The organism is Rhodococcus erythropolis NBRC 15567 (assembly GCF_001552595.1).
Lineage (GTDB): Bacteria > Actinomycetota > Actinomycetes > Mycobacteriales > Mycobacteriaceae > Rhodococcus_F > Rhodococcus_F erythropolis.
In genome coordinates, this window is sequence record NZ_BCRM01000009.1 from 106,759 (window position 1) to 133,201 (window position 26,443).

General features: G+C 61.6%; 25 protein-coding genes and 1 riboswitch. Of the genes, 16 read left to right on the top strand and 9 right to left on the bottom strand.

Annotation, left to right across the window (positions count from 1 at the left end; genetic code table 11):
- The first annotated feature begins 31 nt into the window (after positions 1–31).
- Positions 32–988: a GlxA family transcriptional regulator gene (locus RE4_RS14730; RefSeq protein WP_060938865.1), complete on the top strand. Its 957-nt coding sequence runs from the start codon at positions 32–34 to the stop codon at positions 986–988.
- Here RE4_RS14730 and RE4_RS14735 read toward each other — a convergent pair.
- On the bottom strand, positions 985–1,818 hold the full coding sequence (locus RE4_RS14735; protein WP_019747617.1) for an alpha/beta hydrolase: 834 nt from the start codon (positions 1,816–1,818) through the stop codon (positions 985–987). The two genes, RE4_RS14730 and RE4_RS14735, sit on opposite strands and share 4 nt — an antisense overlap.
- A 292-nt stretch (positions 1,819–2,110) precedes the next feature.
- Here RE4_RS14735 and RE4_RS14740 point away from each other — a divergent pair, with 292 nt between their 5' ends.
- The 5 genes from RE4_RS14740 (at position 2,111) to RE4_RS14760 (ending at position 5,464) form a co-directional block, all read left to right on the top strand.
- A complete protein-coding gene (locus tag RE4_RS14740; protein ID WP_158630212.1) occupies positions 2,111–2,671 on the top strand; it encodes a TetR-like C-terminal domain-containing protein in 561 nt (186 codons plus the stop codon).
- 8 nt (positions 2,672–2,679) lie between these two features.
- The gene (locus RE4_RS14745) at positions 2,680–3,183 is read left to right on the top strand and encodes a hypothetical protein (protein WP_060938866.1); all 504 of its coding nucleotides are present in this window, start codon (positions 2,680–2,682) and stop codon (positions 3,181–3,183) included.
- Positions 3,184–3,192: 9 nt separating this feature from the next.
- Entirely contained in the window at positions 3,193–3,765 is a 573-nt protein-coding gene (locus tag RE4_RS14750) for a YdeI/OmpD-associated family protein (RefSeq protein ID WP_020969090.1), read from the top strand.
- Positions 3,766–3,795: 30 nt separating this feature from the next.
- Positions 3,796–4,698 (top strand): ferredoxin family protein, encoded by a 903-nt coding sequence (locus RE4_RS14755; protein ID WP_370671297.1) that lies wholly within the window; start codon positions 3,796–3,798, stop codon positions 4,696–4,698.
- Positions 4,699–4,882: 184 nt separating this feature from the next.
- On the top strand, positions 4,883–5,464 hold the full coding sequence (locus RE4_RS14760; protein ID WP_060938823.1) for a GNAT family N-acetyltransferase: 582 nt from the start codon (positions 4,883–4,885) through the stop codon (positions 5,462–5,464).
- A gap of 14 nt (positions 5,465–5,478) precedes the next feature.
- On the opposite strand, the gene RE4_RS14765 is transcribed toward RE4_RS14760, so the two are convergent.
- Positions 5,479–6,093: an NAD(P)H-dependent oxidoreductase gene (locus tag RE4_RS14765; protein ID WP_042951329.1), complete on the bottom strand. Its 615-nt coding sequence runs from the start codon at positions 6,091–6,093 to the stop codon at positions 5,479–5,481.
- A gap of 77 nt (positions 6,094–6,170) precedes the next feature.
- On the opposite strand from RE4_RS14765, the gene RE4_RS14770 reads away from it, so the two are divergent.
- Positions 6,171–6,755 carry a TetR/AcrR family transcriptional regulator gene (locus tag RE4_RS14770; protein ID WP_060938824.1) on the top strand — a complete coding sequence of 195 codons (585 nt, stop codon included), beginning with the start codon at positions 6,171–6,173 and terminating at the stop codon, positions 6,753–6,755.
- Positions 6,756–6,780: 25 nt separating this feature from the next.
- Here RE4_RS14770 and RE4_RS14775 read toward each other — a convergent pair whose 3' ends face one another.
- A complete protein-coding gene (locus RE4_RS14775) occupies positions 6,781–7,695 on the bottom strand; it encodes a LysR family transcriptional regulator (RefSeq protein WP_029254954.1) in 915 nt (304 codons plus the stop codon).
- A gap of 81 nt (positions 7,696–7,776) precedes the next feature.
- On the opposite strand from RE4_RS14775, the gene RE4_RS14780 reads away from it, so the two are divergent.
- Positions 7,777–8,766 (top strand): threonine ammonia-lyase, encoded by a 990-nt coding sequence (locus tag RE4_RS14780; protein WP_060938868.1) that lies wholly within the window; start codon positions 7,777–7,779, stop codon positions 8,764–8,766.
- Positions 8,767–9,146: 380 nt separating this feature from the next.
- Here RE4_RS14780 and RE4_RS14790 read toward each other — a convergent pair whose 3' ends face one another.
- The 4 genes from RE4_RS14790 to RE4_RS14800 all read right to left on the bottom strand — a co-directional run bounded on the left by RE4_RS14790 (position 9,147) and on the right by RE4_RS14800 (position 14,057).
- Positions 9,147–9,470 carry a hypothetical protein gene (locus tag RE4_RS14790; RefSeq protein WP_019747627.1) on the bottom strand — a complete coding sequence of 108 codons (324 nt, stop codon included), beginning with the start codon at positions 9,468–9,470 and terminating at the stop codon, positions 9,147–9,149.
- A 169-nt stretch (positions 9,471–9,639) separates the two neighbouring features.
- Positions 9,640–11,634 carry an SDR family oxidoreductase gene (locus RE4_RS14795; protein WP_047888591.1) on the bottom strand — a complete coding sequence of 665 codons (1,995 nt, stop codon included), beginning with the start codon at positions 11,632–11,634 and terminating at the stop codon, positions 9,640–9,642.
- A gap of 50 nt (positions 11,635–11,684) precedes the next feature.
- Positions 11,685–11,807 (bottom strand): hypothetical protein, encoded by a 123-nt coding sequence (locus RE4_RS31580; RefSeq protein WP_019747629.1) that lies wholly within the window; start codon positions 11,805–11,807, stop codon positions 11,685–11,687.
- Between the two features lie 129 nt (positions 11,808–11,936).
- Positions 11,937–14,057, bottom strand: coding sequence for an MMPL family transporter (locus RE4_RS14800; protein ID WP_020906965.1), 2,121 nt, complete (start codon positions 14,055–14,057; stop codon positions 11,937–11,939).
- Positions 14,058–14,126: 69 nt separating this feature from the next.
- Positions 14,127–14,274: riboswitch (cobalamin riboswitch) on the top strand.
- A gap of 116 nt (positions 14,275–14,390) precedes the next feature.
- Here RE4_RS14800 and RE4_RS14805 point away from each other — a divergent pair.
- The 4 genes from RE4_RS14805 to RE4_RS14820 are packed head-to-tail and all read left to right on the top strand — an operon-like array spanning position 14,391 to position 18,020.
- Positions 14,391–15,386 carry an ABC transporter substrate-binding protein gene (locus tag RE4_RS14805; RefSeq protein WP_029254958.1) on the top strand — a complete coding sequence of 332 codons (996 nt, stop codon included), beginning with the start codon at positions 14,391–14,393 and terminating at the stop codon, positions 15,384–15,386.
- On the top strand, positions 15,383–16,423 hold the full coding sequence (locus RE4_RS14810) for a FecCD family ABC transporter permease (protein WP_029254959.1): 1,041 nt from the start codon (positions 15,383–15,385) through the stop codon (positions 16,421–16,423). The genes RE4_RS14805 and RE4_RS14810 overlap by 4 nt, the downstream gene beginning before the upstream one ends.
- A complete protein-coding gene (locus tag RE4_RS14815) occupies positions 16,420–17,253 on the top strand; it encodes an ABC transporter ATP-binding protein (RefSeq protein WP_081098365.1) in 834 nt (277 codons plus the stop codon). Before RE4_RS14810 ends, RE4_RS14815 begins: the two co-directional genes overlap by 4 nt.
- Positions 17,250–18,020: a (2Fe-2S)-binding protein gene (locus RE4_RS14820; RefSeq protein ID WP_019747634.1), complete on the top strand. Its 771-nt coding sequence runs from the start codon at positions 17,250–17,252 to the stop codon at positions 18,018–18,020. The genes RE4_RS14815 and RE4_RS14820 overlap by 4 nt, the downstream gene beginning before the upstream one ends.
- Before the next feature lie 37 nt (positions 18,021–18,057).
- Here RE4_RS14820 and phoA read toward each other — a convergent pair whose 3' ends face one another.
- Positions 18,058–19,590, bottom strand: coding sequence for an alkaline phosphatase (phoA, locus tag RE4_RS14825; RefSeq protein WP_021343627.1), 1,533 nt, complete (start codon positions 19,588–19,590; stop codon positions 18,058–18,060).
- 269 nt (positions 19,591–19,859) lie between these two features.
- Here phoA and RE4_RS14830 point away from each other — a divergent pair, with 269 nt between their 5' ends.
- The 4 genes from RE4_RS14830 to RE4_RS14845 all read left to right on the top strand — a co-directional run bounded on the left by RE4_RS14830 (position 19,860) and on the right by RE4_RS14845 (position 25,562).
- Complete coding sequence (locus RE4_RS14830) at positions 19,860–23,147, top strand: error-prone DNA polymerase (RefSeq protein WP_024487466.1); 3,288 nt, start codon at positions 19,860–19,862, stop codon at positions 23,145–23,147.
- Positions 23,148–23,363: 216 nt separating this feature from the next.
- Entirely contained in the window at positions 23,364–23,711 is a 348-nt protein-coding gene (locus RE4_RS14835) for a hypothetical protein (protein WP_060938825.1), read from the top strand.
- Between the two features lie 14 nt (positions 23,712–23,725).
- Positions 23,726–24,496 carry a glucose 1-dehydrogenase gene (locus RE4_RS14840; protein ID WP_020906972.1) on the top strand — a complete coding sequence of 257 codons (771 nt, stop codon included), beginning with the start codon at positions 23,726–23,728 and terminating at the stop codon, positions 24,494–24,496.
- A gap of 58 nt (positions 24,497–24,554) precedes the next feature.
- Entirely contained in the window at positions 24,555–25,562 is a 1,008-nt protein-coding gene (locus tag RE4_RS14845) for a zinc-dependent alcohol dehydrogenase family protein (protein ID WP_029254964.1), read from the top strand.
- On the opposite strand, the gene RE4_RS14850 is transcribed toward RE4_RS14845, so the two are convergent.
- Positions 25,549–26,439, bottom strand: coding sequence for a poly(ethylene terephthalate) hydrolase family protein (locus tag RE4_RS14850; protein WP_060938826.1), 891 nt, complete (start codon positions 26,437–26,439; stop codon positions 25,549–25,551). The genes RE4_RS14845 and RE4_RS14850 overlap by 14 nt on opposite strands.
- Positions 26,440–26,443 lie beyond the last annotated feature (4 nt).

A 26,443-nucleotide genomic window follows, 5' to 3' on the forward strand; every position in this document is an offset into this window, starting at 1 on the left:
GTCCACAGATCAGGACGAAGGAGAGCGCATCGTGACCGCAGTGCATCGAGTGGCCGTCCTGGTGTTCGACGGCGTCAAACTGCTCGACGTCGCAGGTCCGAGTGAGGTGTTCGCGGAAGCCAATCGCGGCGGGGCGAACTACGAGTTGGTGATCTGCTCGGTAGGTGGACACGATGTCGACTCGTCGACCGGGATGCGCATTCCGGTCGACCGTGACGTTGTAGATTCCGGTTCTTTCGACACATTGCTGGTCATGGGTGGAGACGTGTTCCCGTCGACGCCGGTGAGTCCGGAACTGCGCGAGGCAGCAAGCGATCTGGCGGAGCGTTCGGGCCGGGTTGCCTCGATCTGTACCGGGACATTCATTCTTGCGGCGAGTGGATTGCTCGACGGACGCCGCGCTACGACACATTGGCAACACACGGCAACGCTGGCGCGCGCCTATCCACAGATCACGGTGGTTCCTGACGCCATCTTCATTCAGGATGGCGCGGTGTTCTCGTCTGCGGGTGTGACCGCGGGCATCGACCTCGCGCTCGCATTGCTCGAGCGTGATCATGGTGCAGAAATGGCTCGACGCGTCGCACAACTTCTGGTGGTATTTCTCCAGCGTCCAGGCGGACAGTCACAGTTTTCGCCCTCGCTCAGTGGGCCGAGGCCTCGGGTCCCTGCGCTGCGAGAAGTGGTCGACGCAGTCGCGGCCGATCCGGCGGGGGAGTATTCGGTCGAGCAACTGGCTGCCCTGGCGCACCTGAGCCCGCGTCATCTGACGAGGCTCTTTCGCGAAGAATTAGGGACGACGCCGGCCAAATACGTCGAGTTGATCCGTTTCGACTCTGCGAAGGCGCTCCTCGATGCCGGCCACTCGGTGACCGAAGCCGCGCAGTTGGCGGGATTCGGCAGTTCGGAATCCCTACGACGAGCATTTTCGACTCATCTCGGAATCTCGCCCCAGGTGTACCGTCGTCGGTTTCAAGCGTTCGGCTAGGACTGACTTTCGTGCTTGCCTTGTGGCGGGCTCATGCCCTGCTTGTCGAGCCAGGCAAGGCTGTAATCGGCGATCTCACGCCAACCGTGGTCGATGGTCAGCGAGTGACCTCGGTCGCCGAATACCTTGTATTCGTTGATCGTCGGGGCCTTGGCGTACTTCTTGAACGAGCTGTCCGAACTGGCCTTCGGTACTGTGCGATCCTTACCGCCGCCGATCATCAGGAGGGGGCCGCGGCGGGCGTTGAAATCCACTGCAGCGGGGCTGTGGGGCGCGAAGTTGGCGAGTGCTGCCTCGAACAACGGCCGTCCGGGGGCGGGAATTGCGTACTGCTCGAACAGGGCGTCGGACTCGTCCTGGGACACGGCGCTGGCGAAGGACTTGTGGAACGATTTTCTGTTGTGTGAGTAGGCCTTCCGGTAGTTGCCGGGGTTGGACAGGACAGGGAACACGCTTCCAAGCTGAACGAGAGGAAGTTTCAACACACCTTTGGGCTGAGCGGGGTCGATGGCAATTGCCGCGGTCGCCAACTTCTGGCCCAGCAGTTTCTGCGCGATCAAACCTCCGAACGAATGCCCGACCACGATCGGTGGTTCGTCGAGATCAGCGATCACCTTGGCGTAGTGGTCCGTCACGTCGTCGATGCCGTGTCCCGCGATGTCCTCCGGGTGTTCGCGCGTCTCACCCACCGTGGACGCATCCCCTGGCCATCCGGGTGCCATCGTGGAGTACCCCTGCGCGTTGAAAACCTGCGCCCAGGGATCCCACGTGGTCGGGTGCATCCAGAGTCCGTGGATGAACAGAACAGTCGGGTTGGACTTGGGCGACATGCGCGCTCCCCGCTATCGGACCGATGATCGATACGGGATGCCCGCTTTTTGCGGACTCATTCACCAGTGACCAGATCCTCGACAGAGGTCATTGTCACTCGTCCGTGATCAGGCGGTAAATGACGTATATGGCAAACCATCCCATCGCGACCGATGCGAGAACAAATAGCACTTCGAAGAACATGACCATGTAAATCGCTGCCTCACTGGTTGAAGGAATCGTTCTAGTATCGAACATATCGCAAGTAGTTGTTGCGATATGACGGGGTGTCGCGGTTGGCACAATGAGGCCATGAAGCAAAGGGGTCGAGCGGTCCGAACGGCCGTGATCGAAGCGACTGTGCGAAAGGTTGCTGAACTAGGACCGCAGTCGGTGACGATCGCCGCGATAGCGGTCGAAGCGGACGTTCATCCAACGTCGATCTACCGCCGATGGGCGACGGTCGACTTGCTGGTCGTGGATGCTCTCCGCGAGTTCACGGATGCAGGTTTGGCGATACCTGACACCGGGACACTCTTCGGCGATCTTCGGACTTTTGCTCGGAGTCTCCAAGATTGGCTCGCGACAGACACCGGATTGGCACTGGCCCGTACGGGTGTGATGCCTACCGACGACGCGGAAATCTTGGCTGCGCGCGCACAGTTCTGGCGCGCCCGATTCGATGCGGCAGCCGTCATGATTCACCGTGGAATCGAACGCGGCGAGGTCCCGGACGGTACTGATCCAGATACTGTTCTCGCGGCACTAGCTTCGCCGATCCGGCTGGCAGCGATTTCCCAGAACACCGAGCCTCGTATCGACCTCGACAAACTGGTTGCACTTGTCGTCGGCGTTGATCCAATAGTGAAATGATCGACGGCATGGCACCAACCGGCTCTGCGAATGCGATGGCACTGTGGACCACCGCTTTTGTTGTCTCACAAGCAAACATTGCGCGTTTACTCGGGCCGGTGGCTCCTAAAGTATTGGAAGTGCAGACGGCGTTTTCCGCTCGTCGGTACCTCGAGATCATGGACTCCATGGATGCGGAGGCTACGGCGCGATTTCGTAGTCACTACTACCCGGACTTCGTACATCCCGCGATCTACGCGATGGCTTTGCGGTCCGCAGGCAAGCGGCTCGGAGAGAGGGTTCCCCTTTCGGCCGCAACTCGGCGCGCGCTTGCCGTAGCGCCGGTGCTGTCGGCGGCGGGCGACTATGTCGAGAACGTGGTCGGCCTTCATTTCCTCGATCATCGCGACAGCATCACCGACTCGAGGGTTCGCGCCGCCTCGACGGTCAGTATTGCCAAATGGGTACTCGCACTCGGAACTTTCGGATATTTGTCGCAGGGTTTTGTCAGAGTATGGGTATCGCGAAAATGAGGAGCACTGATGGCAGTCGAACTCGGTACCGAATACTTCGCTGACGGAGAAGAGTTCCGTCGATGGCTGTGCGAGAACCACGAGGCGGTCCCCGGGCTTTGGCTGAGAATGGCCAAGAAGAACTCGTCACACAGTTCGATCGACTACGACCAAGCGTTGGACGTTGCCTTGTGCTTCGGCTGGATCGACAGCCTCTCCCGGCGAATCGACGACGATTTTTTCGTGCAGAAGTTTTCGCGTCGCACTGCGCGGAGTCCGTGGTCCAAACGCAACGTCGAGATAGTCGCCCGCCTCGACGCTGCGGGACTCCTCGAGCCGTCCGGCATCGCTGAGATAGAGAAGGCCAAGGCCGACGGCCGCTGGGATCGCGCGTACGAGGGAGCAGCCAAGGCCGAGGTCCCGAAGGACTTTCTCGATGCGCTTGCGGAAAACCCGAAGGCTCGCGAGTTCTACGCGACGCTCAATTCCACCAATCGATTCACCATCGCGTACCGACTGCAGGAGGCAAAGCGTCCGGAGACACGCGCCAGGCGGATCGAGAAGTTCGTGAACCAACTCGCGGAGGGCAAGAAGTTCTACTGAGCTGACTGGGACGGCTGATCGACTTTCAACGTGGCTGACACAATAGGGCTCGTGATCGAAGCCGAGACCTGTTCCGCGCTGTCTGCTGTTGACGAACCGTTGGCAGGCAGCGCTGCCGTCGTGCGGGGTTGGGTATGCCTCGAATTCAATGCCGCTTGGGGTCGTGACGTGCTGGACGGTACGGCCTTGGGGGAGGAGCTTGCCGCCGAGCTGAGTCGGCGAGCTGACGCTGCCGACGTACGAATCATGTTCATTCGGCGACCAGGCCGCACCGATCTGTTGACTGATGGACACACGGTCTTGCTCGCGCGCTCCGATCCGAGCGACTCGTGGTGCGAACGGTTGCGCATCGATTCACCGGCTGATCTGCTCGACATGGATTTCGCGCTACTCGACGGCCCTCCACCAGGATTGGGCGAATCGGTGGACGAGCCAGTCGTCTTGGTTTGTGCGCACGGTAAGCGTGACCAATGCTGCGCTGTGTTCGGTAGGCCGATTGCCGCAGCGCTGATGTCGTCCTTCGGACCCCAGGTGTGGGAGTGTTCGCATACTGGCGGGCACCGATTTGCGCCGTCGATGATCCTGCTGCCGAGCGGCAATACGTACGGCCGTCTGTCCTCTGGTGAGAGTGTCACGGCCGTGGAGGTGGCTTCCCGAGATCAGGTCCATTTGCCAGGCCTGCGTGGACGGAGTTGCTGGTCTCCTGCGGGGCAGGCTTCGGAAATTGCCGTACGACAACAAATAAGCTGCGGAATCGACGATTTGGCAATCATCAAGCAGACCAGTGACGGGACATGCGTCGTCGCACATGTGGACGGCCGGCGATGGGCCGTGGAGACGGCAGTCTCCGAACTCGCGCCGCGTCCACCGAGTTGCGGCGCGGCACCCAAACCGGTCAGGCCAGTTGTCGTCACGTCGATTCGAGAACTGTGATTCCCTCGTCGGTTCCATACGATCAGTCTCGATGAATGCGATCACATGGGCCGGCAGGTGGCGCAGAGGATACGGACTCCATCAGATCCACAGTCTGCTGGCGTGACAAGCGGATTCGGGACTTAGGCAGCGGCGGTTCGGGGGAATAGCGGCACCGTTGCAGGTGCGAAGTAGCATCGCAGCTATGACTGTCGATCTGGTTGCACCTGACGAGGCCTTGTGGGCGTCCTGGTTGGAGTCGCGTGACGAGTGGGGCGGACCGCAGGCGGATCAGCCCGGCTCGGCACTGGGAGTTACGCAACGTCTAGATCTCGATCTTGCCTCCCGGGATGGATTCGGGCAGTGGGTGCAGGAGTTGTTGGCGCAGCCAGAGGCAGTGCCGGGGCCCGACATTGTCCCGGCAACCAACTGGTGGATCGTTCGAGACGGCAGGTACCTCGGCGCTATCCAGTTGCGGCACAGCTTGAATGAGTTCTTGGCCGATGTCGGTGGTCACATCGGCTATGGGGTCAGGCCGTCGGAACGCCGGAAAGGTTTAGCGTCGGCTGCTCTGCGGGAGGTGCTCACGTATGCAGGCGACCCGGTGGGGCTCAGTCGCGTCCTGATTACCTGCGACGAAACGAACGCGGGTTCACGTAAGGCAATCGAAGGGTGTGGTGGTCTACTCGACAGCGTGCGCCCAGCTGATCAGTTGTCGCGCAACCTCGGTCACACGGGGGATACGCTTCGCTACTGGGCAGTCACGGGCCGGTCAAGCGTCAGTTGACCGATGTCCGACCGTCAACGGGAAGCCACGGTCGCAGGGTAGGCGACACGGGCAGCGATGCTTTCGCTGAGGTCTTGGATTTCTGCGGCGAGGGTATCGCGGCGCTTCGTGTCCGACTCGTGAACGAATGTTGTCGATCCCAGTGTGGCACCGCAGTATTCGATGATGCCGCGCTCGATCTGTGTCTGGAAGGCCTCGTACACACCGTGGCGTTCGAAACTCTCCGCGTCGTCACCCGCGACCGGGATCAAGTGGACCGTGAGTCGGTCCAGTTTCTTCACGAATTCGCTTCCCGGGGTGAACTCGTACGCCCATCCGCTGACGAAGACTCGATCGATCCAACCTTTGAGTAGTGCGGGCATCGACCACCAGTACATCGGAAACACGAGAATCAGATCGTCTGCTCGATCGATTCGGTCCTGCTCGGCTACAACGTCGGCCGGGGGAGTTCCCTTGCCGCGGAACAGGTTCACATCGGCTTTGGAGAATCGGGGATCGAAATTCTCGGCATGTAGGTCCGCGATGTCGACATCGCCGCCCAGGTTGCGGATCGCGTCGGAGGTAGAACGGGCGACATGCTGGGTAAGTGACTGTGGATCGGAGTGGGAGACTACGACGAGTGTGGTCATGAGCGTTCCTTCGGTAGATGGTGCGCTTATGTACTAAGAGTAGGTTACTATTGGTATATAGCGCAAGGAGGTGTCCGATGGCACGAACGAGACTGTCGCGGGCCGACAGGTACGAACAACTCGTGGAGGTGTCGTGGGCACTGGTGCGAGAGGAGGGCGCGGATGCGCTGACCCTCGGCCGGTTGGCTGAACGTGCCGGCGTTGCAAAGCCGGTCGTCTACAGCCATTTCGCCTCCCGCGCTGCGCTGTTGGCGGCCCTCTTCAAGGAATTCGACGATCGTCAGACGGTGATGCTCGGGGAATACCTCGAAGCTGCGGAGGAGTCTGTGAACGGGCGGGCGAATGCCATCGCCGACTCCTATGTCGGATGTTCGCTGGCACAGGGGCGTGAACTGACGGGAGTGCTTGCAGCGCTGGAGGGCTCGCCCGAGCTGGAGCAGGTCAAGCGCGAGTCGGAACGCGCCTATTCAGAGCGTTGTCGCGAGGTGCTGGCTCCTTTCAGCGCCGACGGGCTTGGACAACCATCGATGACTGCGATATTCGGTGCTGCAGAGGCCCTCTCGCACGCGGCGGTAGTCGGAGTGCTCTCGCCCGAGGACGCCAAAGGTGAACTTGCCGCGCTGATCGTCGCGGTTGTCGGCAGGCCATCGCTGACTGGGTAGTGCGGTGCAGCCTTGATCTCATCGCCTACAGGTGCCCATCCAGTTCGAACCGCTCACGCACGGAGTCGGATATCGCTGCGAGGGTGCTGACGAACGCGTCAATGGCAGGAGCGAGCGGAGGTTTCCCGAAGGTTGCGACGGAGACAGTGCGTCGCTCGCCGCGAATGCGGTGTGCGCGGATACCCGGGTTCTGATGTGCATGGAGAGCGAGGGCGGGAAGGGTGCTGACTCCGCTTCCGGAGGCGACCAGCGCTTGGACCGCGACGTAGTCGTCGGTCTCGAACTCGATCCGTGGAACGAACCCAGCTCGATTGCAGGCGGTGAGAAGGTGGGCGCGGCAGCTCGGACAGCCTGCAATCCAGGTCTCACCGGCGTAGTCCGTGATCTCGTTGGCGGCATCTGCATTCCGCGCAGAGGTGATCAGGTACAACGGATCGTCCAGCAACGTCGTTAGGGTGACGTGCTTCAGCCCCACATCCGGGGTATCCGCGTGTGCGAAAACGACAGCTACGTCGACGTCGTTGTTACGAAGCATTGCAAGTGCTTTGGGTGGTTCTGCATCAACGAGGCTGATGGACACGTCGGGGTACTGGGACGTGAACGCTGCCATCGCCTGCGGAATCAAACCCGCCAGGGCTGACGGGAATGCGGCAAGTCGTACCCGCCCCGCCCTCAGTCCCGCGTACGTTTCGACTTCGGCTACGGCAGCGTCGACGTGACCGAGAATTTCCGTGGCGCGCCGAACCAGTACCGCACCGGCATCCGTCAGACGTAGCCCACGACCGGCTCGCTGGAACAGCGGAACTCCGACTTCCGATTCGAGCTGTCGAAGGTGGTGACTGATGGAGGGCTGCGCGTAACCGAGCGAATCGGCGGCGGCTGTCACCGATCCTTCCTGCGCGACAGCGACCAAGACCCTCAGCCGAATTAGATCGAGCATGCCGAAATCATAGAGGATTTCGATGCTTTCGACGAAAACATGTATTAGACCTATGAATCAGTGTTTGACAGGGTGATCCACATGGCACAGGCACCTGATCTCGCGGCAACAACCGGGCTACAACCACCCACATGGGCGGACATTCAGCGTGCAAGTCAGGTTGTCCGACGCCACCTACCGGTCACGCCCCTGATATCGCACCCGACCTTGGGAGCGGGCTCGTGCAGCCAGTTGTTCGTCAAACATGAGAACGTGCAACCCACAGGTGCGTTCAAGGTCCGCGGTGGACTGAACCTGGTGGCTGGACTCGATGAGCCGACGCGGGCCCGAGGCATCATCGGCTACTCGACGGGAAATCATGCTCAGTCCCTGGCGTATGCCGCAGCGGATGCGGGCGTGCGGTGCGTAATTGTGATGCCGGCTGGGGCGAATCCGGTCAAGGGTCACGCTGTCCGCATGCTTGGGGCCGAGCTCATCGAGCACGGCGCAAACTTCGACGAGGCACGCGCTCACGCAGAGTTCATCAGCGAACGTGACGGACTGCGTCTCGTCAGCGCCGCCAATGAGGCGGCAATCCTCGCCGGTGTTGCCACGGCGTACGTCGAACTCGTCGAGCAGCAGCCAGATCTGGACGCAGTGGTCGTCCCCGTCGGTGGTGGCAGTGGTGCGGCGGCCGCTTGCCTCGTCGCCAGTGCGCTTGCACCGCACCTGGAGGTGTTCGCGGTGCAGTCGGAGGCCGCACGAGCGGCGCACGACTCGTGGACTTCCGGCACCTGTGTCGAGAGCCCGAACGCCACTCGTGTCGAAGGGCTCGCGACCGGGGCCGGATTCGCATTGACTCAACGCGTCATGCGAGAACGGCTAGGTGGTTTCTTGCTCGTCACGGACGATGACATCACCCTCGCGCAGCGGGCTCTCCTTTTCGACGCACACACTTTGAGTGAGGGCGCCGGTGCGGCCGCACTTGCTGCGGTCTACGCACATCCGAACACCTTCGCGGACAAGCGCGTTGCTGTTGTCTGCACGGGCGCCAATGCCTCCGAGAGCGAGATCCGCAGGGTCGTCAGCTAATTGATCTCGCATTCGGAACAATGTGCAGTGTCAGCGAACTGACGGAAAGCCGAAGTACTGTGTGCCAATGACTTCACCCAGAGAAAAGTCACGTACTCTCAATATTTGCGCACTCATGCTGGTCGTCGGTGTTCTTGGATTGATCGTGAGCTTCGGAGTGACCTCACGTTGGGGGTTCCCAGCGTCCGCATCGGAGCTTTGTAGATCAAGTTCGTATGGAATCGGATTACTCGAAGAAACAGGATGGGCCTGGATCCCGTTTCCCATAGCCTATTGCAAGGCAGTGGATTTCGATTCTTCCGCGGTTTACTTCGCCCTCGGATGGGAAAACTCGATCACTGCCGCAGTATCGATCGCACTCATCGCCATGGCTCTGAAACTCACTTGGGGTGCAGGAGTTCAGTGATGCTTATATGCCCGGCCTTGGGTTCGTTCGGAAGGCTGACCGGCACAAGCCCCATGCTTTCCCGACGCTCGTTGACCGAAAAGACGTACTGGGCAAATTCAGGTTTGACGTGCACGTCCGGAAACCGTGCGCGAAGTTCGCCCACGATCCGATAGCCCTCGTCGTACCAGTCGAAAACGTTGATCCCTGGACGCCACCTCGGTCGCATCGCGAAGCCGTCGATCTCGGTCACAAAGAACTTTTGGAAGCGATCAGTCCACGCCAGTATCTTCTCTCCGAGTTCGTCGTCGATCCCCATTTGGCTCGGGAGAACGTATGCCTGCGGGAACCGTTGCGGCGGGACGACAATCAATTCCTTCGACGGCCATAGTGAACTGGGATGGCCATGGTCAGGATAGATTCTGATGACTAGCACTGCAGATCCCTTGCGGTGGCCAACACGCTACGAGGCGAAGTCACACCACCGGTCACCAGTGCGTTCCGGGCACGAGTCGGGCGGCGCGTCGGCCGAGTTTGCGGATGCGCGAGCGTGAATGGCGCTGACGCGACGGTGTTGCCGAAACGTCTGACGGAGTTTCTTTGTCTACCTGCCCCTTTGCCGCCGGGGAGTCAGGGAAGGCCTGGTACATCTGGTTGAGAATCCGGTCCTTGGTGTGCGGTGCGAACAAGGTTCCCAGATCACCCAGAGTGCCCAGTGGCACGTCGATGCGCTTGGGGCGTTCGATCAGCGCGCGGATCACCATTGCCGCAGCCTTTTCCGGGCTGGTGATCGGGCCGTTGTTGTATTCGCCGGTCGGAGCGATCATCGGCGTTTCGACCAGCGGCATGTGGATGGTCGTGAAAGTGATTCCGTCCGCCAGGGTTTCGGAGGCAGCTACGTCGGAGAAGCCGTCGAGGGCGGCCTTGCTCGCCACGTAGGCCGAGAATCTAGGGGTTGCCGCCTGGACTCCCGCGCTGCTGATGTTCACGATGTGACCGAAGCGGCGAGAACGCATGGTGGGCAACAATGCGAGCACCAATCGCACAGCGCCGAAGTAGTTCACGGCCATCGTTCGTTCGTAGTCGTGGAAACGATCCGTGGAATGGTAAATGCCGCGCCGAATGGATCGGCCGGCGTTGTTCACCAACATGTCCACGTGATCATGTTCTGTCAGAATGCTTTTGATCGTATGCTGGACCGACTCGTCGTCGGTGATGTCGCAGGGATAACCGAACGCTTTGCCTCCGGTTGATCGAATCTCCTGCACCGCGGCATCGAGTTCGTCGGTGCGGCGTGCGATCAGGAGAACTGTGGCGCCTTTCTGGGCGGCGGCGATGGCAGAGGCCTTGCCGATTCCGGACGAGCCACCGGTGATCAGGACTATCCGACCGACAAGTGGTCCTTCGGGATGGTTGCGACGTGCGCGATTGGGATCGAGGTTTGCGCGCCAGTACTTCCACAGCACAGTCGAATACGACCCGAACTCGGGGACCGTCAGGCCTGATCCGGCGAGGGCGGCAACGGTTCTCTCGGAGGTGAAGGTCGGCGCCATCGTCATGTTGTCGAGCAACGCTGCAGGCATGCCGATGCGATCGAGGAAGACTTTTCGTGCCGATTCTGCCGAATCCATCGGCAATGGCGAGACAAAGGGTTTGGCGATCACGCCCGGCAGGCTGAGCGCGGGCCGCGGCGCTCCGGCGGCCTTGGCGAGGCCGGCATAGATTTCGCGTACCGGTTGAGGTTTCGGATTGACGAGATGGAATGCTTCGCCGTCACGGCCGGGCACATGCATCAACTCGACGAGGGCAGCGGCCACATAGTCGACCGGCACCACGTTGGTTGCACCGAGGTTGGGGATCGGGACAGGGAGTGCTGCAGGTAGTTTCGCGAGTAGCGCCAGACCTGGGAACAAGTAATACGGTCCGTCGATCTTGTCCATCTCTCCGGTGACGGAGTTGCCGACCACGGCAGACGGCCGATAAACACGCCAGGTGAGGCCTTCTCGTTCTCGAACGAGCTTCTCGGCCTCGAACTTGGTTCGGTGGTACGGCGTCGGAAAGCCTTGGCCGCAATCGAAATCGGTCTCGCTGAACGTGCCCGGATAGTCGCCTGCGACTGCGACCGATGACACGTGATGAAGGGTGGCTCCCAGTTTCGCAGCAAGTTCGACCACGGAGCGTGTGCCCTCGACATTCGTCGAAGCCTGCTCGTCTCCGGCCGTGATGTCGTAGATCGCGCCGAGGTGAAGGACATGGTCGGCCGGCGGGGGAGAGTCGATGCCCAGCTCGGGCTCGGTCAGATCGCCAACGAGCGGATGCACTCGATCGCCGCCGGGAATTGCCGACACCTGTGCTTCGAGTTTTGCGACAGAACCCGCTCTGACCAGCACGTGGATCTGAGCAGTTTCATCATGCTCGAGCAGGACCGGTAGTACAGCTCGTCCGAGGAACCCGGTACCGCCAGTGACGATGTATGTGGCCATGGTCGGTAACTTACTCCAAAGTAAGATCGACGGCTAGGGGGAACCGGACATCAGTGCGTCATGACGCCATCCTCGGTGTCGAAGTCGATGCCCGCAGTGATGATTCCGGAAAACAGGAACGCGACGGCAAGTGCAAGAGCGGGGATTGCAAGGATCCATTCGAAAATTGTCATGCTCCAAGTCTGACGAAATCAGCTTCGGAGAACATCGCCCTGCGGAGCGATTTCCCTGATCGGGCAGTCATCCTCGAGGACGACAGCCCGATCAGGGAAATCCACTAGTGCGTGATCAGTGGCCCGAAATCAGTGGCCGATGCCGACCTTCGCGTGAACTTTTTTCATCCAGGCCGGAGCCCACCAGTTCGCTTCGCCCATCAACTTCACCAGCGAGGGCACGAGCAACATGCGGATGATGGTCGCGTCGACGATCAGCGCGACGATCATGCCGACGCCCAGGAACTTCATCACCGACAACCCGGACATCGCGAATGCCCCCGTCACCACGATCAGGAGTAGGGCGGCGGCCGTCACGATTCGGCCGGTGCGTTCGGTTCCGAACTTGACTGCTTCCTCCGTCGTCGCTCCCGCGTTCTTGGCCTCGACCATCCGGGACATCAGGAAAACCTCGTAGTCCGTGGACAATCCGAACACCACCGCCAGGATGAGCACGACGAACGTCGCCTCCAGCGGAGTTTGACTGACCCCGAGGAGTTCGACGCCGTGACCGTCCTGGAAGACGAAGGTGAGGACACCGAAGGTGGTCGCGAGGCTCAGCGCGGCCATCAGTACCGCCTTGATGGGCAGGACCACCGAACCGAACGCGAGGAACAACAGGATCAAGGTCGATCCGACCATGATGAGGATCATCACCGGCAACCAGTGCAGGACGGCGTTGTTGCCGTCGTCGACCATGGCTTGACCGCCACCGACAAGCAGCACTGTTCCGTCAGGAGCGGAGATCGCACGCAGATCTGTCACTGCGGTGCTCTGTGATTGGGGCGTAGAGCCCTCGCTGTAGAGAGCCTGAACCGCGATGAGTTGATTGGTGCTCGCGACGACGGTCGCCTGACCGATGCCCTCGACCTGACCGGCGGACTCGGCGATCGCTGCACCTTCGGCCGGGGTGAGAGTGTTCCCGTCCTCGGCCTGAAGGATCATCGTCGCGCCGTTGCCGGTCTGCGGGAAGTCGTTGACCAACGTGTCCATTGCGACGCGAGCGGGGTCGTTGTCCGGGAGTGCGGTGTACGAGAGTTCTCCCAAACGGGCACCGAGCAGCGGCGAGGCCATCACGAGCAGCACGGCCACGATCGTCACCGAGACCGCGACCGGACGCTTCATCACCCACGTGACGACGCGGCCCCAGAACTTGCGCGAGCGTTCCTCGCCGCGTTGCGCCGCATCCTTGCGCCACGTCAGGGCGTTGATGCGATGCCCCAGAATGGCAAGCAGCGCAGGCACAGCGGTCAGCGACAGAACCGCCGCGCTCAGTACTGCTGCGATCGCACCGAAACCCAAAGACCGGATGACGGCCTGCGGGAAAACGAGCATGCCGCTGAACGCGCAGATCAGCAGCAGACCCGAGAACATGACGGTGCGACCCGCGGTCAGAACTGTCCGCTGCGCAGCCGCTCCCGGGTCCGAGCCCGAATTCAGTTCTTCACGGAACCGACCGACCACGAACAGTCCGTAGTCGATTGCAAGTCCCAACCCGAGAAGAGAAGCGACGTTGATCGAGAACGAGGACACATCGGTGATCAACGTGAGGATTCGCAGAACCGCCAAGGCGCTCAAGACACTGAGTACACCCACGAATACCGGAACCGCCGCAGCGACGATGCCGCCGAAGATGAAGACCAGCAGCACCAGAGTGATCGGAATGGCGATGGCTTCGGCGACCACCAGGTCTTTCTCCAGCTTGGTGTTGAACGCGACGCCGACAACGGTATTACCCGCGAATTGTGCCTCGGCACCTTCAACTTCGAGCTTCGGCAAGAGATCGGCGAAAGTAGCAGGTGTGACGCCCGAGTCCGGTGCCAACGTGATCGCAACGGCCGCCATGGATCCGTCGTTCGAGAGCAGACTGGCCTTGGCCGCGGCGTCCGTTCCCCAATACGACTTCACCGACGCGGTCGGCACTTCCGTTTTGAACTGGTCGACGGCGGCCGTTACTGCCGGCCCGATGTCGTCGAGGGTCTTGCCGTCGGTGGGTGAGTAGATCGCGATGATGTCCGGGGTCTGCGGCCCGAGATTGTCTTCGATGATGTCCGCAACCTTCGCGGAGTCGCTGCCCGGATCGATGAAGCCGCCCTGGCTGAGCTTGCCGAACACTCCGAGTCCCCACACCCCACTGATGAGAACTATCAGAACCGCGAGGCTCAGTACCCACCATTTCCGGGCGACGACGGTTTGGGCCCAGCGTGTCATGTATCAACTCCGGTGTGTGGGGGCGTCTGGCCAGATCGACTGTAGTGGGCGTTTGGTCTTGAATCGGAAACGTCATGCATACTGCTCGAAGCACTTGCAAGCCACGCGTGTGGGGGAAGCCGGTCCGAATCCGGCGCTGACCCGCAACGGTAGGTCGATTCTCGGTAGTCACCGAGCGTCGGCAAGCCCGATTACCCACCGCGCGGTGTGCGACATCCATTCGTCGTGGTCTACGAAAAGGAAGTCCAGCAGGAGCTCTGGCCGAGTATCAGTGTGCGGGCGGAGTTGTCTGTCGGATTCTCATTCGTGGCTCAGAGCCCTTACGAGGTCCCCGTGTCACTTCAGTTCTCCCCGTCCCGCGCCGCCGCTGTTCTCATCGCGGTCGCCTTGGTTTCGGCAGGTTGTTCCAAAGGCCAGGAATCAGAGTCCGCGTCTGCTGCGGAATCCTTCGCACAGCCTGTGTCCGTGACCAACTGCGATCGAGAGATGACCTTCGACTCGCCGCCGCAGCGCATCGTGTCTTTGAACGGGCATGTCACCGAGGCGCTCATCGAAATCGGTGCGGGTGACCGGATCGTCGGTCGGGCGTACAGCGACAATCCGCCAACTGCGGAGACCGCCGATGTATTCAACAAGATTCCCAGCCTCTCCGATACGTTCCCCAGCATGGAGCAGGTTCTCGACGTCGATCCGGACTTCGTGGTCGGAGGAATGACCAGTGCCTTCAACGAGAAGCAGGGCCGTTCCCGAGACGCTTTCGGCGAGCGCGGAATCAACACCTTCCTCTTCTCGGAATACTGTGGCACCGGTTTCCCCGACATCGGATTGCTCGAGAACGACTACACGCAACTCGGTCGAGTCCTGGGCGTTGAAGATTCCGCCCGCGAGGTCGCAGAGGAGATCAGCGATGGTCTCGATTCCGTCCGCGCTTCGGTCGGGGACGCGGCGCCGGTACCGACCTTCTTCTACGACAGTGGTGACCAGGTTCCGACGACTATCGGCGGAGTCGGCGTCGGTCAATTGGTCGCGGAATACTCCGGTGTCTCGAACATCTTCGCCGAAGGGACAAAGCCCTACATCGACGCATCGTGGGAAGCTGTTGCCGAGCGTGCACCCCAGGCGATCGTGGTCATCGACTACGGCGACAAGACGGCCGAGCAGAAGATCGACTTCCTCCGTGCCCAGCCGTTGATGGCGACCACCCCTGCTGTGCAGCAGAACCGGTTCGTCGTGGTTCCTCTCGCGGACCTGTTCGAGAGTTCACGGTTGGTGCGTTCGGCACAGACCATCGCGACGGCCTTCCATCCGGGCGCTGACGCGGCGAAGTGACCCGCACGCGTTACGGGTACGGCGCCCTACTTGTCGGCTTGGCGGTCGCCTTGGCGATCGTCCTGGGGTTGGCCGTCTCCTTGGGATCGGTTCGCATTCCCGTCGGTGACGTCTGGGCGATAGTCGGAGCCCGTTTGGCGCCAGGGACTTTCGAAACGTGGTGGACCGCGGCGCGGGAGTCGATCGTGATCGACTCCCGCCTGCCACGTGCACTCACGGCTGCGGTCGTGGGTGCTTCCTTGGCGATGTCGGGTGCTGTTGCTCAGGCTGTCACACGGAATCCTCTTGCCGACCCGTATCTGCTCGGAGTTTCGTCGGGTGCGGGATTCATGGTGGTGCTCGTGTCGGTGCTGGGTTTCGGCGCCGGCCTCCTCGGGGTTTTCACGATTCCGGTCGCAGCATTCGTCGGGGCGATGATCCCGTTGTTTCTCGCACTGCTGATCGGCGGCCGGTATCCGCAGCCGACCGCGATCATTTTGGTGGGTGTAGCGCTCGCCCAGATATTCTCGGCGCTCATCACCTTTTGCATCCTGGTGTTGGCCGATGATCGGCACGTGACGTCGGTGATGCACTGGATTGCCGGCGGATTCGGTGATGCGCGATGGTCGACGCTGATCTTCCCGACGATCGCACTGGTCGTCGTCGGCACGGCCCTTCTGTTCAGTTCGCGGTGGATGGACGTCTTGCAGACCGGTGACGACGGGGCTGCAGCACTCGGTATGAACGTCCGACGGTTCCGAGTGTTGTCCTTGCTTGCGGTCTCCGTACTGGCGGGCGCGGCAGTCAGCGTTGCCGGTGGAATCGGATTCATCGGCCTCCTGATCCCACATCTGGCCGGTTTCATCGTCGGCACCAGAGCAATTCGACTGCTCCCTGCTGCAGCCCTTCTGGGCGCCGTCGCGATGGTTGCCGCGGATACCGCTGCGCGCTCGGTGGCACAATCCACCGAAGTTCCGGTCGGAGTGATCACCGCCCTCGTGGGTGCACCGATCTTCGTCTGGATGCTCTACCGGCAGTATCGGAGGCTCGAACAGTGACGCAGACCAGAACAGTGACGCAGACCAGAACAGTGACACGCCCGAAGGACGGCGAAGCTGCGCCTCTGCTCGAACTCGTCGAGACCCGGGCGCGGCTTGGCAACCGCGAAGTCTTGCGCGGCATCACTTTCGCGGTGACGTCCGGTGAAATATTGGGCTTGGTCGGACCGAACGGCAGTGGCAAGACGACGGCGCTGCGCTGCTGCTACAACGCTTTGACTCCGACAGGTGGCGCAGTTCTGATCGATCAAGCCGACTCGACGACGCTCTCGCGTAAGGACATCGCCAAAACCATCTCGGCGAGCGTCCAGGAACCTACTGTCTCGGCAGGACTTTCGGTTCGTGAATCGATCGCGCTCGGACGAACTCCGCACCGTAGCTGGTTGGACCGAAGCACTGAGCGAGATACCGCCATCGTGGACCGGTGCATCGAGCAGGTTGGTTTGGTCGAGCTTGCCGGACGCGACGTGTCCACCCTGTCGGGTGGTGAGCGGCAACGTGTCTCGATAGCGCGCGCATTGGCTCAGGAGCCCAAGGTTCTGTTGTTGGACGAGCCGACCAATCATCTCGATCTTCGTCACCAGTTGATCGTGATGGAATTGCTCGCCGAACTTGCGTCGGCGGGGCTCGCGGTTGTGGTCACGATGCACGATCTACGGTTGGCAGTCGAGTACTGCGACAACCTTGCCGTGCTCACCGAAGGTGAACTCCGCGCGTGTGGGTCTACGGTCGAGGTGTTGGACGAGCCGTTGTTGGCCGAGGTTTTCGGCATCAAGGCGCGAGTCGAACGCGGAGTACGTCCGCGGATGGAGATATTGGGGCTGGCATGACGGAATCGGTAGCCGGGATCTACGCCCGTATGGCATTAGCGGTGCCGTTCTTCGACAACCTGAGCGCGTATCCGGATACGGTGCCCGCGGTGTTGATGACCGACCCCCAGTGGTTGGCAGCACGTGTCGCCGATACGGCCGAGCGATGGGGGAGTGCGGACAGCCGAGTGAACGGCACATTGTGGTGGTACTCGGCCAGTTCCACGCTGACTGGCATTCCGATCGGAACCGGGATGGTCACCGGGTTCGCGGCCGATCCATCGTTGAACGGTGGGCGGATCTTCTTGCGTGACAACGGCTATCTGGGCGGGTTTGCTGCCGGGTCGGTCATTCCGATCTCGCGGAGTGTGGCGGAGTTGGGCCACGCGATGCTCCGCTCACTCAGTCCCGTGATCGAGGTACTCGCCGAGGTGTCCGGCGTTCGGCAGCAGGCGCTGTGGGCGATCGCGACGGACTCCATCGCCAATCGCAGCCTCGACGCCGCCGGTAGCGCGAGGGAGCGCGGAAGTGCATTTGCTGCTGGTCTGATCGATGTTCTCCGCGGTGAGAACCCGGGCATTCCCGTCCCGCGTTTCGTCGATGTCGACCGCAATGAAAGTGTTGTGCGCGTTTCTAATCCGTTGACACCGGTGGCATCCGGGCGACGCAGATTCACGCAGCGGGCATCGTGCTGCCTGATTTACGAGGTACCCGGTGAAGGTAAGTGCACCAGTTGCCCGAAGCGCGCACCCGAAGATCGGGTGCGCGCCTTGGCTGCTCTGGTGTGACTGGACCCAGGCTTTTACCGGGTCGGGTGTTTTCAGGTCAGTGAGCTGCGACCTTGGAACGGTCGAGTCCCAGCGCGTCGGTCATCGTGAAGAACAGATCGGTCTGGTCCGTGAGGCCGCTGACATTGGCCGCGTGCGGGCCGAAAGCTGCTACACGCAACTGAGTTCCGGTATGCCCTTCGGATTCGACGGCCGGATCTTCGGACGTTCCGTAGCTGATCGTCATCTCCGAGCCGTCCTTCGTGGTCAGCTTGCGGGTCAGACCGGGGTAGACGATTTCCTGGGCGCGCTCGACCGGGATGTTCTGGTCCTTGGCGATGGTGGCGATGTCGTCTGCGCTGACGTTGGTGACGATCTGGCTGGTGTGAGCGTGGTCGGCGGTGACGATGACCAGGGTTTCTCCGTCGGTCTTCGCAAATTCGAGTGCCTTTTGCACAGCTTCGTCGAGGTCGACGGTTTCACCGATCTGACCGCACGCGTTGGCTGCGTGGTCTTGCTTGTCGATCGAGGCACCTTCGACCTGGAGGAAGAATCCGTTGTCGTTGACCTTCAGTAGGTCGATTGCCTTCTGCGTCATGTCCGCGAGCTTCGGTACGTCGGAGGTTCGCTTGGGGTTGTCGATGCAGGTTTCGGCGGGCTGCAGGTAACCGTCGCGGGTGGCGACAGAGCCTTCCCAGCGGACGGGCATGTTGCCGTCGGCGAACAGCCCGAGCACGGGTGCATCCTGATCGGCCTTGCCGACCTCGTTCATCTCGGCGGCATTCTTCACCAGCTGGTAGCCACGAGCGGCAGCTTGCTCGTTGAGGGTCTTGCCCTGCCAGTCACCGGCTTTCGCGGTTTCAGCGAAGGACTTGGCGCCGCCGGCAAAGGTGACGTCGGCGCGGGTGTCGAGGAGCTGTTCGCTGATCGACCCCTTGCCGCCGTTCTCGATGGCGTTCTCCGGGCAGGACTTGGACGTCGCCTCGGGTCCGTAGCACTTGCGGCCGCTGACGTGCGCGACCTGCACTGCGGGGGTGGCATCCTGCACCTCGGCGGTGGAGACGTTGCCGGTGGCCTTGCCGTTCGCCTTGGCGATCTCGAGGACGGTCGACTGGGCCTGCCCCTTGATGTCGACGGAAATCGCGCCGTTGTAGGTCTTGGTGCCGGTGGACCATGCCGATCCACTGGCAGCGGAGTCGGTGACGTAGTCGGGCTTGCCGTCCTTGGTCAACGCGTAGTGCGTGTACTGGCCGGTGATCGGCAGGGCGTCGAGGCCGGCGAAGCTGCCAGCAGCACCCTCGGCGTAGTTGCGCGCGGCGGTGATCTCCGAGTCGCCCATGCCGTCCCCGATCAGGAGGATGACGTTCTTCGCGCCGGAAGCGTTGACGGCGTCACGCACTGCAGCCGACTGATCACCGTCGATGCGGCGAGCACCACCGTTCGAGGACAGTTCGCCGGTCGCGGCGCGATCGACGGTCGTGCCGTTCGAGCCTGTTGCCTCGTCGGCACTGCTGCTGCAGCCGGCAGCGGCCAGAACGGCGACGGCGCCGGCGACGGCCGTCAACCTACGTGTGTTGCGCGAGAACGACATACGAGTAGTACTCCTGGAAACAGTATGGATGGAGATTATGAACGCCGCTAATGATCTGGGGCCAAAGTGAACGGAGTGCAGACATGCGTACATCTGAATGTGACGAGACGGTGAGGGTTGAGATTCGCTCTGTTGACTGCGGGTGAGTGACCTGTCAGACTGAATCTGCATCGAACATCAGTTCGATGCATGTGGTGCGTCTTCCCTTTCGGCATCCTCGAGCAGTCGGTCGTCCCGTGACGGCCGGCTCGATCAGGTGCGAGGTCAGTGTGGGTTGGGGAAATGGGCCGCCGACGTGGTCCGAGATGGAACGGGTGCTGTCCGGACGGCCAGGCCGCGTGGAACACGAGGATTTGTTCCCGGGCGACGGAAGTGACAGTCCCGCCTGGTCACGAAAGCGCGGCGAGTATCACGCAGGCGAACTCACTCGTGGCACCGGCGTGGTTCCTTACGCAGAACTGCACGCTCACTCGGCCTTCAGCTTCCTCGACGGCGCATCACCGCCGGAAGAACTGGTCGAGGAAGCTGTGCGTCTCGGGCTCGAGGCGATTGCCGTCACCGATCACGACGGGTTCTACGGCGTGGTGAGGTTTGCGGAGGCTGCGCGTGAATGGGGAATGCGGACCGTGTTCGGGGCCGAGTTGTCGCTCGATTCGGTACCCAGAACTGGGACGGCAGATCCCGGTGGAACGCATCTTCTGGTACTTGCCCGTGGGCAGGAAGGATATCGCCGTCTTTCGCGGGAGATAGCCGCCGCACATCTGGCGGGCGGTGAGAAGGGCAAACTGCAGTACAACTACGACGCGCTGACCGAAGCCGCCGGTGGGCACTGGCAGATCCTGACCGGGTGCCGCAAAGGTCATGTGCGGCAAGCCTTGACGTCGGGTGGTCGCGAAGCCGCGGCGGAGGCCTTGCAGGATCTGGTCGAGCGTTTCGGGGCGGAGCGAGTGTCGGTGGAGCTCACTCATCATGGGTTGGCGGAGGACGACGAGCGCAATGCCGTTCTTGCAGAACTGGCGAGAGAACGTGGACTACGTACGGTGGCGACCACCGCCGCACACTTCGCCGCTCCTCCGCGTCGACGCCTCGCCATGGCAATGGCAGCTGTGCGGGCGCGTCAAAGCTTGGATGAGGCAGCTGGATGGTTGGCTCCGACCGGCGGAGCACACCTGCGGTCCGGCGCGGAGATGGCGACGCTGTTCTCGCTCTATCCCGAGGCTGTCAGTGGTGCCGCCGATCTTGGTCGTGAGTGCGCTTTCGATCTCAAGCTCATCGCGCCCAAATTGCCACCGTTCGACGTTCCTGCCGGGCATACCGAGGCGTCGTGGTTGCGTGAGCTGACCATGGTCGGGGCGCTGGAACGCTACGGACCCCCGGAAGGTGCACCGAAGGCATACAAACAGCTCGAACATGAACTTGCCATCATCGAGGGATTGAACTTTCCCGGATACTTCCTGGTCGTGCATGACATCGTGTCGTTCTGCAAGAACAACGACATCCTCTGTCAGGGAAGGGGTTCCGCTGCGAACTCTGCGGTGTGTTACGCGATTGGCATCACCAACGTCGATCCGGTTCGCAACAAATTGCTGTTCGAGCGGTTTCTTGCGCCCGAGCGCGACGGCCCACCGGATATCGACGTGGACATCGAGTCGGATCGCCGGGAAGAGGCGATCCAGCACGTGTACGCGAAATACGGGCGTACGTATGCCGCGCAGGTAGCCAATGTCATCACCTATCGAGGAAAGTCGTCGGTGCGGGACATGGCCCGCGCGCTTGGCTTTTCGCAGGGCCAGCAAGATGCGTGGAGTAAGCAGGTCGGCCGGTGGGGTGGTATCGACAAGAATGCGGATACCGATATTCCGCGTCCGGTACTCGAACTGGCGGCGCAGATCGAAGGCTATCCACGGCACCTCGGTATCCACTCCGGCGGAATGGTCATCTGTGATCGTCCCATCGCCGACGTTTGCCCGGTGGAGTGGGCGCGGATGGCCAATCGCAGTGTCCTGCAGTGGGACAAGGACGATTGTGCTGCCGCTGGGTTGGTCAAGTTCGATCTACTCGGGCTCGGCATGCTCTCGGCTTTGCATTACATGATGGATCTGGTGGCCGAACACAAAGGCATCACAGTCGATTTGGCGCATCTCGATCTGTCGGAAACAGCGGTGTACGAGATGTTGCAGCGGGCAGATTCGGTAGGGGTGTTCCAAGTGGAATCACGTGCGCAGATGGCGACACTGCCGCGTCTGAAGCCTCGAAATTTCTACGACCTGGTGGTCGAAGTCGCGCTCATCCGTCCCGGGCCGATTCAAGGCGGATCAGTCCATCCGTACATCCGCCGGCGCAACAAACTCGAACCTGTGTCCTATGACCATCCGTCGCTCGAGAAGGCACTCGAACGCACATTGGGGGTTCCGTTGTTTCAGGAACAGTTGATGCAGATGGCCGTCGACGTTGCGGGTTTCACGCCGTCCGAGGCCGATCAATTGCGTCGGGCAATGGGATCGAAACGTTCCACCGAGAAGATGGAGCAACTGCGAGCGAGGCTGTACCAGGGCATGCGAGACCTACATGGCATCGGCGACGAGGTTGCCGACCGAATCTACGAAAAGCTGTACGCATTCGCTAATTTCGGTTTTCCGGAAAGTCATTCACAGAGTTTTGCCGCACTGGTCTTCTACTCCTCGTGGTTCAAGCTTCATCACCCCGCCGCGTTCTGTGCCGGGCTTCTGCGAGCGCAGCCGATGGGTTTCTACTCACCACAGTCCCTGGTCGCCGATGCGCGCCGGCACGGAGTGCAGGTACACGGTGCAGACATCAATGTCAGCCTCGCGCATGCCACCGTCGAGGCAGGTGGATTCGAGGTTCGGCTGGGGCTGGGGGAAGTGCGCAACATCGGCGATGCGCTCGCCGAGAAAATTGTCGAACAGCGCGACCTCGGTGGACCGTTCACGTCGTTTCTCGACCTGACCGGTCGGGTGGAACTGACTACCGCGCAAGCTGAATCGTTGGCGACTGCCGGCGCGCTTGCCAGCTTCGGCATCTCGCGTAGAGAAGCGCTGTGGGCCGCGGGCGCTGCGGCAGGGGAGCGTCCGGACCGCTTGCCCGGTATCGGTGCGTCGGTCACAGCTCCCACCCTTCCCGGCATGAGCGACGTCGAATTGGCGGCAGCGGATGTCTGGGCGACAGGAGTATCTCCCGACACGTATCCGACACAGTTTCTTCGCCCACAGCTCGACGCGCTCGGCGTGGTGCCGGCTTCGAGGCTGCTCGACATCCCGGACGGCGACCGTGTGCTGGTAGGGGGAGCGGTCACACACCGGCAGCGTCCGGCCACAGCTGCGGGCGTCACGTTCATCAACCTCGAAGACGAAACCGGCATGGTCAATGTCGTGTGTTCGGTGGGGTTGTGGGCAAAGTACCGAAAACTGGCAAATACGGCGCCGGCGTTGCTTATTCGAGGAAAGGTGCAAAATGCGGAAGGCGCTGTCACTGTCGTGGCAGACCGGATGCAGCTGATGGATCTGCGAGTCACAGCCAAGTCGCGAGACTTTCGCTAATGCCCGATTCTGCTCGGAGTTTTGTGCCGAGAGGACAAATGTGGAGCTCAACTCTGACCTCCGAGCATATGGCGCGGGTCACAATCCCTACCTAGGGTTGTCGCTTGAGCGGCCATCGAATCACCTGGCACGGCCACGACCAGTGGCCTCGCTGGTGAATATTGTCGCCTTCCAAACATGCTGAATCCAAAGCACTTCGAGTTGAAGAGGAACTCCATGAGCACAGCGATTCTCGTCGCACACGTACACCCTGCCGATCCGTCTTCGGAGGACGCGTTCAACCGCTGGTACGACGACGTGCATATTCCGCAGGTCGTCGAACGAGTGCCTGGAGTTGTCTCCGCCTCCCGATTCTTCCTGGCGGATGTGCAGTTGCTGCCCGAGGATGCATTGCCCGCGCGCCGCTACCTGAGCATCTATCAACTCGACACGGAAGATCTCGCGGGCACGGCGCAGGCGTTGGGAAGTGCTTTGGTCGACGGGACTCTCGACATGTCCGAGGCCATCGCGACTACCGGCGACACCGGACCCGAATTGCTTTTCTACGTCCCGACCGAGAACTGAAGGGGAACGCTGACATGTCCGATCTTCTCGCGAACAAAGTTGCAATTGTCACCGGCGCAGGTGCCGGAATCGGCGCCGCCATTGCCCGGGCATTCGGGGCGGAGGGCGCGAGCGTCGTAGTCTCCGACATCAACGGTGACGCAGCACAGGCAGTGGCGGACTCGATCGACGGAGCTATCGCTGTCACCACTGATGTCACCGACGAACAGCAGGTCAAGGATCTCGTCGCCAGGGCGGTCGAAGAGTTCGGCGGACTGAACGTCGTAGTACCCAACGCCGGCATCGCCACCACGACTCCGCTGATCGAGACCTCGTTCGAGGACTGGCGGAAAGTCATGTCGGTCAACCTCGATGGAGTGTTCTTGACCGTCCGTCATTCGCTACCCGCGCTCGTCGCATCCGGAGGCGGTTCGATCGTGAACATCTCGTCGATCTCGTCGACCACCGGCTCGCCCTTGATCGGTAGCTATGCCGCCGCCAAAGCAGCAGTTCGCAATCTCACCGAAACCCTGTCAGCCGAACTTCGCTTCCACGGAATCCGAGCCAATGCCCTGCTACCCGGATTCATCGACACAGACCTGGTCAAGAGTCACCAACAGGATTTCGAGAACGCACTCGGCCTCGAGTCCGGCGGCTTCGACGACCTGATGGTCACGAAGCAAACCCGCTACGGCCGGACCGAGGAAGTCGCCGCCGCCGCAGTGTTCTTTGCGAGCGACCAGTCGTCGTGGTGCAACGGCAGCAGCCTGGTTCTCGACGGAGGGTTCACCGCTTCTCTCCTCTGAGCAGCGGAACCCTTTCCGAACGTCACCCGAAATCGTCAATCGTGCGAGGATCCACACCATGACCAACCGCGCTGTATACGTACTTCCGCCTGGAGGGTTGAACAACCTCGAATCGAGGACGATCGAGACGCCAGGGCCAGGTGCGGGTGAGGTGACGATCGCGATCCGCGCGAATTCGCTCAACCACCACGACTACCTCGTGGCGACCGGCGAGATACCGACCGACGGCCCTCGCATTCTCTTGTCCGACGCAGCGGGCGAGGTAGTTGCCGTCGGCGACGGCGTCACACAGTTCGGGGTCGGGGACCGTGTGATGAGCACCTATCTGCCGCATTGGCGCAGCGGTGCACCGGATTTCGACGGATTCGGAAATTCACCCGGTGACGGCGTCGACGGGTTCGCCCGTGACACCGTCACCGTGCCGGTATCGGCAGTGACGTCGATGCCGCGAAACTACACGTACGAAGAAGCCGCTACCTTGCCCACTGCGGGCTTGTCCGCGTGGCGTGCATTGTTTGCCGGCGTCCCGATCATCCCAGGTTCGTCGGTGTTGATTCCCGGGACCAGCACGGTAGCGCTGTTTGCCGTCCAGCTTGCCAAAGCTGCTGGAGCTCAGGTGATCGCAACCTCGTCGGCTCCCGACAAGATGGCTCGATTGACCGAGCTAGGTGCCGATCACGTGGTCAACTACCGTGAGCGCCCGGACTGGGGATCGGAAGCGATGCGGCTCAGCGGCGGGATCGACCTTGTGCTCGACGTGGGCGGGCCGTCCACCCTCGGTCAATCTCTGGCGGCAGTCCGACCAGGCGGCCGGATCTGCGCGCTGGGCATCATGAACGGCCCGTCGTCGTCGATCGACCTGACTTCGCTACTGACCAAACAGGTCACCATCGAAGGTGTTCTGGTGGGCAGTCGTGCACATCAGGAGGAGATGGTTGCAGGGCTGGAGAGCCTCGCGCTTCGTCCCGTCATCGATTCGTCGTACCGTCTGGACAATCTTGCCGAGGCGTTCGAGCAGCAGAAATCCGGGCAGGCCTACGGCAAGATCGTCATCACAAACCCTTGATCGCTTGCCGGTCCCAGTGGGGATCGGTGAGGATTTCCGCCGAGTCGCCGACAAACGCACGTCCGGCAGTCTGGTCGCCGCTGAGGGCGAACCTCAGCCACGCGGTCAGGTAACCCCGGAATCCTTCGCCGTCGGCGGCCCAATTGTGGCCGACGCCAAGTAGTCTGCCCCGGACCGCCGGTGCTGCGGTTTTGTCGAAGTACTCAGCTTGTGGATCGGCGGTGGAGACCGGATCGTCGGCGCCGGTCATGAAGAACGTCGGCCCGGTCAACTTCGCCACGTCGACGACATCGACAGGTCGCGAAGCCCACCACGGGTCCGGCAGGTCGAGCACCGCAGTGGCGGTGATCAGATTCGCCGACTGCGTTGCAGCGTTGATCGCGCCACCTGCCCCCTGGGAGTGTCCGACCGAGGCGATGTTGTCGGTATCGATCCTCTGGTGAAAAATGCTCTCAGCGTTGGTGTTCTGATCGACGAGGTACTGAGCGGCACCCAAGATTTCAGTACCGTCGCCGGTCACACTGCTGTCGGCCACCACAACAACAAAACCCCACGACGCAAAGTGTCGGAGGAGGGCCTCGTACTCTTCGAACGTCGCGTAGCTGCCGTTGCCGAACGTGATGACGGGATGCCGCTTGCCATCAGCGGACAAGTCGGCTGGGTAGAACAATTGGTATCCGGGAACCGAGTCGGCCGCCACCTCGTGCGCACCCTGGGCTGCGTACAGATCGCTGATCGACTCCGATGCGATGGATTCGGTAGTCGCGGCTTCGGGAGCGGCCGGAACCCCCGCACTGGCGTGTGTGACGGCGCCCGATAGTGCCAGAACAAAAGATGCGGTCACGACGGTGATCGAATGTGTGGTCCGAGAAGGCATGGGT

What these genes read in the sequence shown, in the direction of transcription:
- RE4_RS14735 (WP_019747617.1), bottom strand. Translation starts at nt 1,818, where the DNA reads ATGTCGCCCAAGTCCAACCCGACTGTTCTGTTCATCCACGGACTCTGG.
- RE4_RS14740 (WP_158630212.1), top strand. Translation starts at nt 2,111, where the DNA reads ATGAAGCAAAGGGGTCGAGCGGTCCGAACGGCCGTGATCGAAGCGACT.
- RE4_RS14745 (WP_060938866.1), top strand. Translation starts at nt 2,680, where the DNA reads ATGGCACCAACCGGCTCTGCGAATGCGATGGCACTGTGGACCACCGCT.
- RE4_RS14750 (WP_020969090.1), top strand. Translation starts at nt 3,193, where the DNA reads ATGGCAGTCGAACTCGGTACCGAATACTTCGCTGACGGAGAAGAGTTC.
- RE4_RS14760 (WP_060938823.1), top strand. Translation starts at nt 4,883, where the DNA reads ATGACTGTCGATCTGGTTGCACCTGACGAGGCCTTGTGGGCGTCCTGG.
- RE4_RS14765 (WP_042951329.1), bottom strand. Translation starts at nt 6,093, where the DNA reads ATGACCACACTCGTCGTAGTCTCCCACTCCGATCCACAGTCACTTACC.
- RE4_RS14770 (WP_060938824.1), top strand. Translation starts at nt 6,171, where the DNA reads ATGGCACGAACGAGACTGTCGCGGGCCGACAGGTACGAACAACTCGTG.
- RE4_RS14775 (WP_029254954.1), bottom strand. Translation starts at nt 7,695, where the DNA reads ATGCTCGATCTAATTCGGCTGAGGGTCTTGGTCGCTGTCGCGCAGGAA.
- RE4_RS14780 (WP_060938868.1), top strand. Translation starts at nt 7,777, where the DNA reads ATGGCACAGGCACCTGATCTCGCGGCAACAACCGGGCTACAACCACCC.
- RE4_RS14790 (WP_019747627.1), bottom strand. Translation starts at nt 9,470, where the DNA reads ATGGGGATCGACGACGAACTCGGAGAGAAGATACTGGCGTGGACTGAT.
- RE4_RS14795 (WP_047888591.1), bottom strand. Translation starts at nt 11,634, where the DNA reads ATGGCCACATACATCGTCACTGGCGGTACCGGGTTCCTCGGACGAGCT.
- RE4_RS31580 (WP_019747629.1), bottom strand. Translation starts at nt 11,807, where the DNA reads ATGACAATTTTCGAATGGATCCTTGCAATCCCCGCTCTTGCACTTGCC.
- RE4_RS14800 (WP_020906965.1), bottom strand. Translation starts at nt 14,057, where the DNA reads ATGACACGCTGGGCCCAAACCGTCGTCGCCCGGAAATGGTGGGTACTG.
- RE4_RS14820 (WP_019747634.1), top strand. Translation starts at nt 17,250, where the DNA reads ATGACGGAATCGGTAGCCGGGATCTACGCCCGTATGGCATTAGCGGTG.
- phoA (WP_021343627.1), bottom strand. Translation starts at nt 19,590, where the DNA reads ATGTCGTTCTCGCGCAACACACGTAGGTTGACGGCCGTCGCCGGCGCC.
- RE4_RS14835 (WP_060938825.1), top strand. Translation starts at nt 23,364, where the DNA reads ATGAGCACAGCGATTCTCGTCGCACACGTACACCCTGCCGATCCGTCT.
- RE4_RS14840 (WP_020906972.1), top strand. Translation starts at nt 23,726, where the DNA reads ATGTCCGATCTTCTCGCGAACAAAGTTGCAATTGTCACCGGCGCAGGT.
- RE4_RS14845 (WP_029254964.1), top strand. Translation starts at nt 24,555, where the DNA reads ATGACCAACCGCGCTGTATACGTACTTCCGCCTGGAGGGTTGAACAAC.
- RE4_RS14850 (WP_060938826.1), bottom strand. Translation starts at nt 26,439, where the DNA reads ATGCCTTCTCGGACCACACATTCGATCACCGTCGTGACCGCATCTTTT.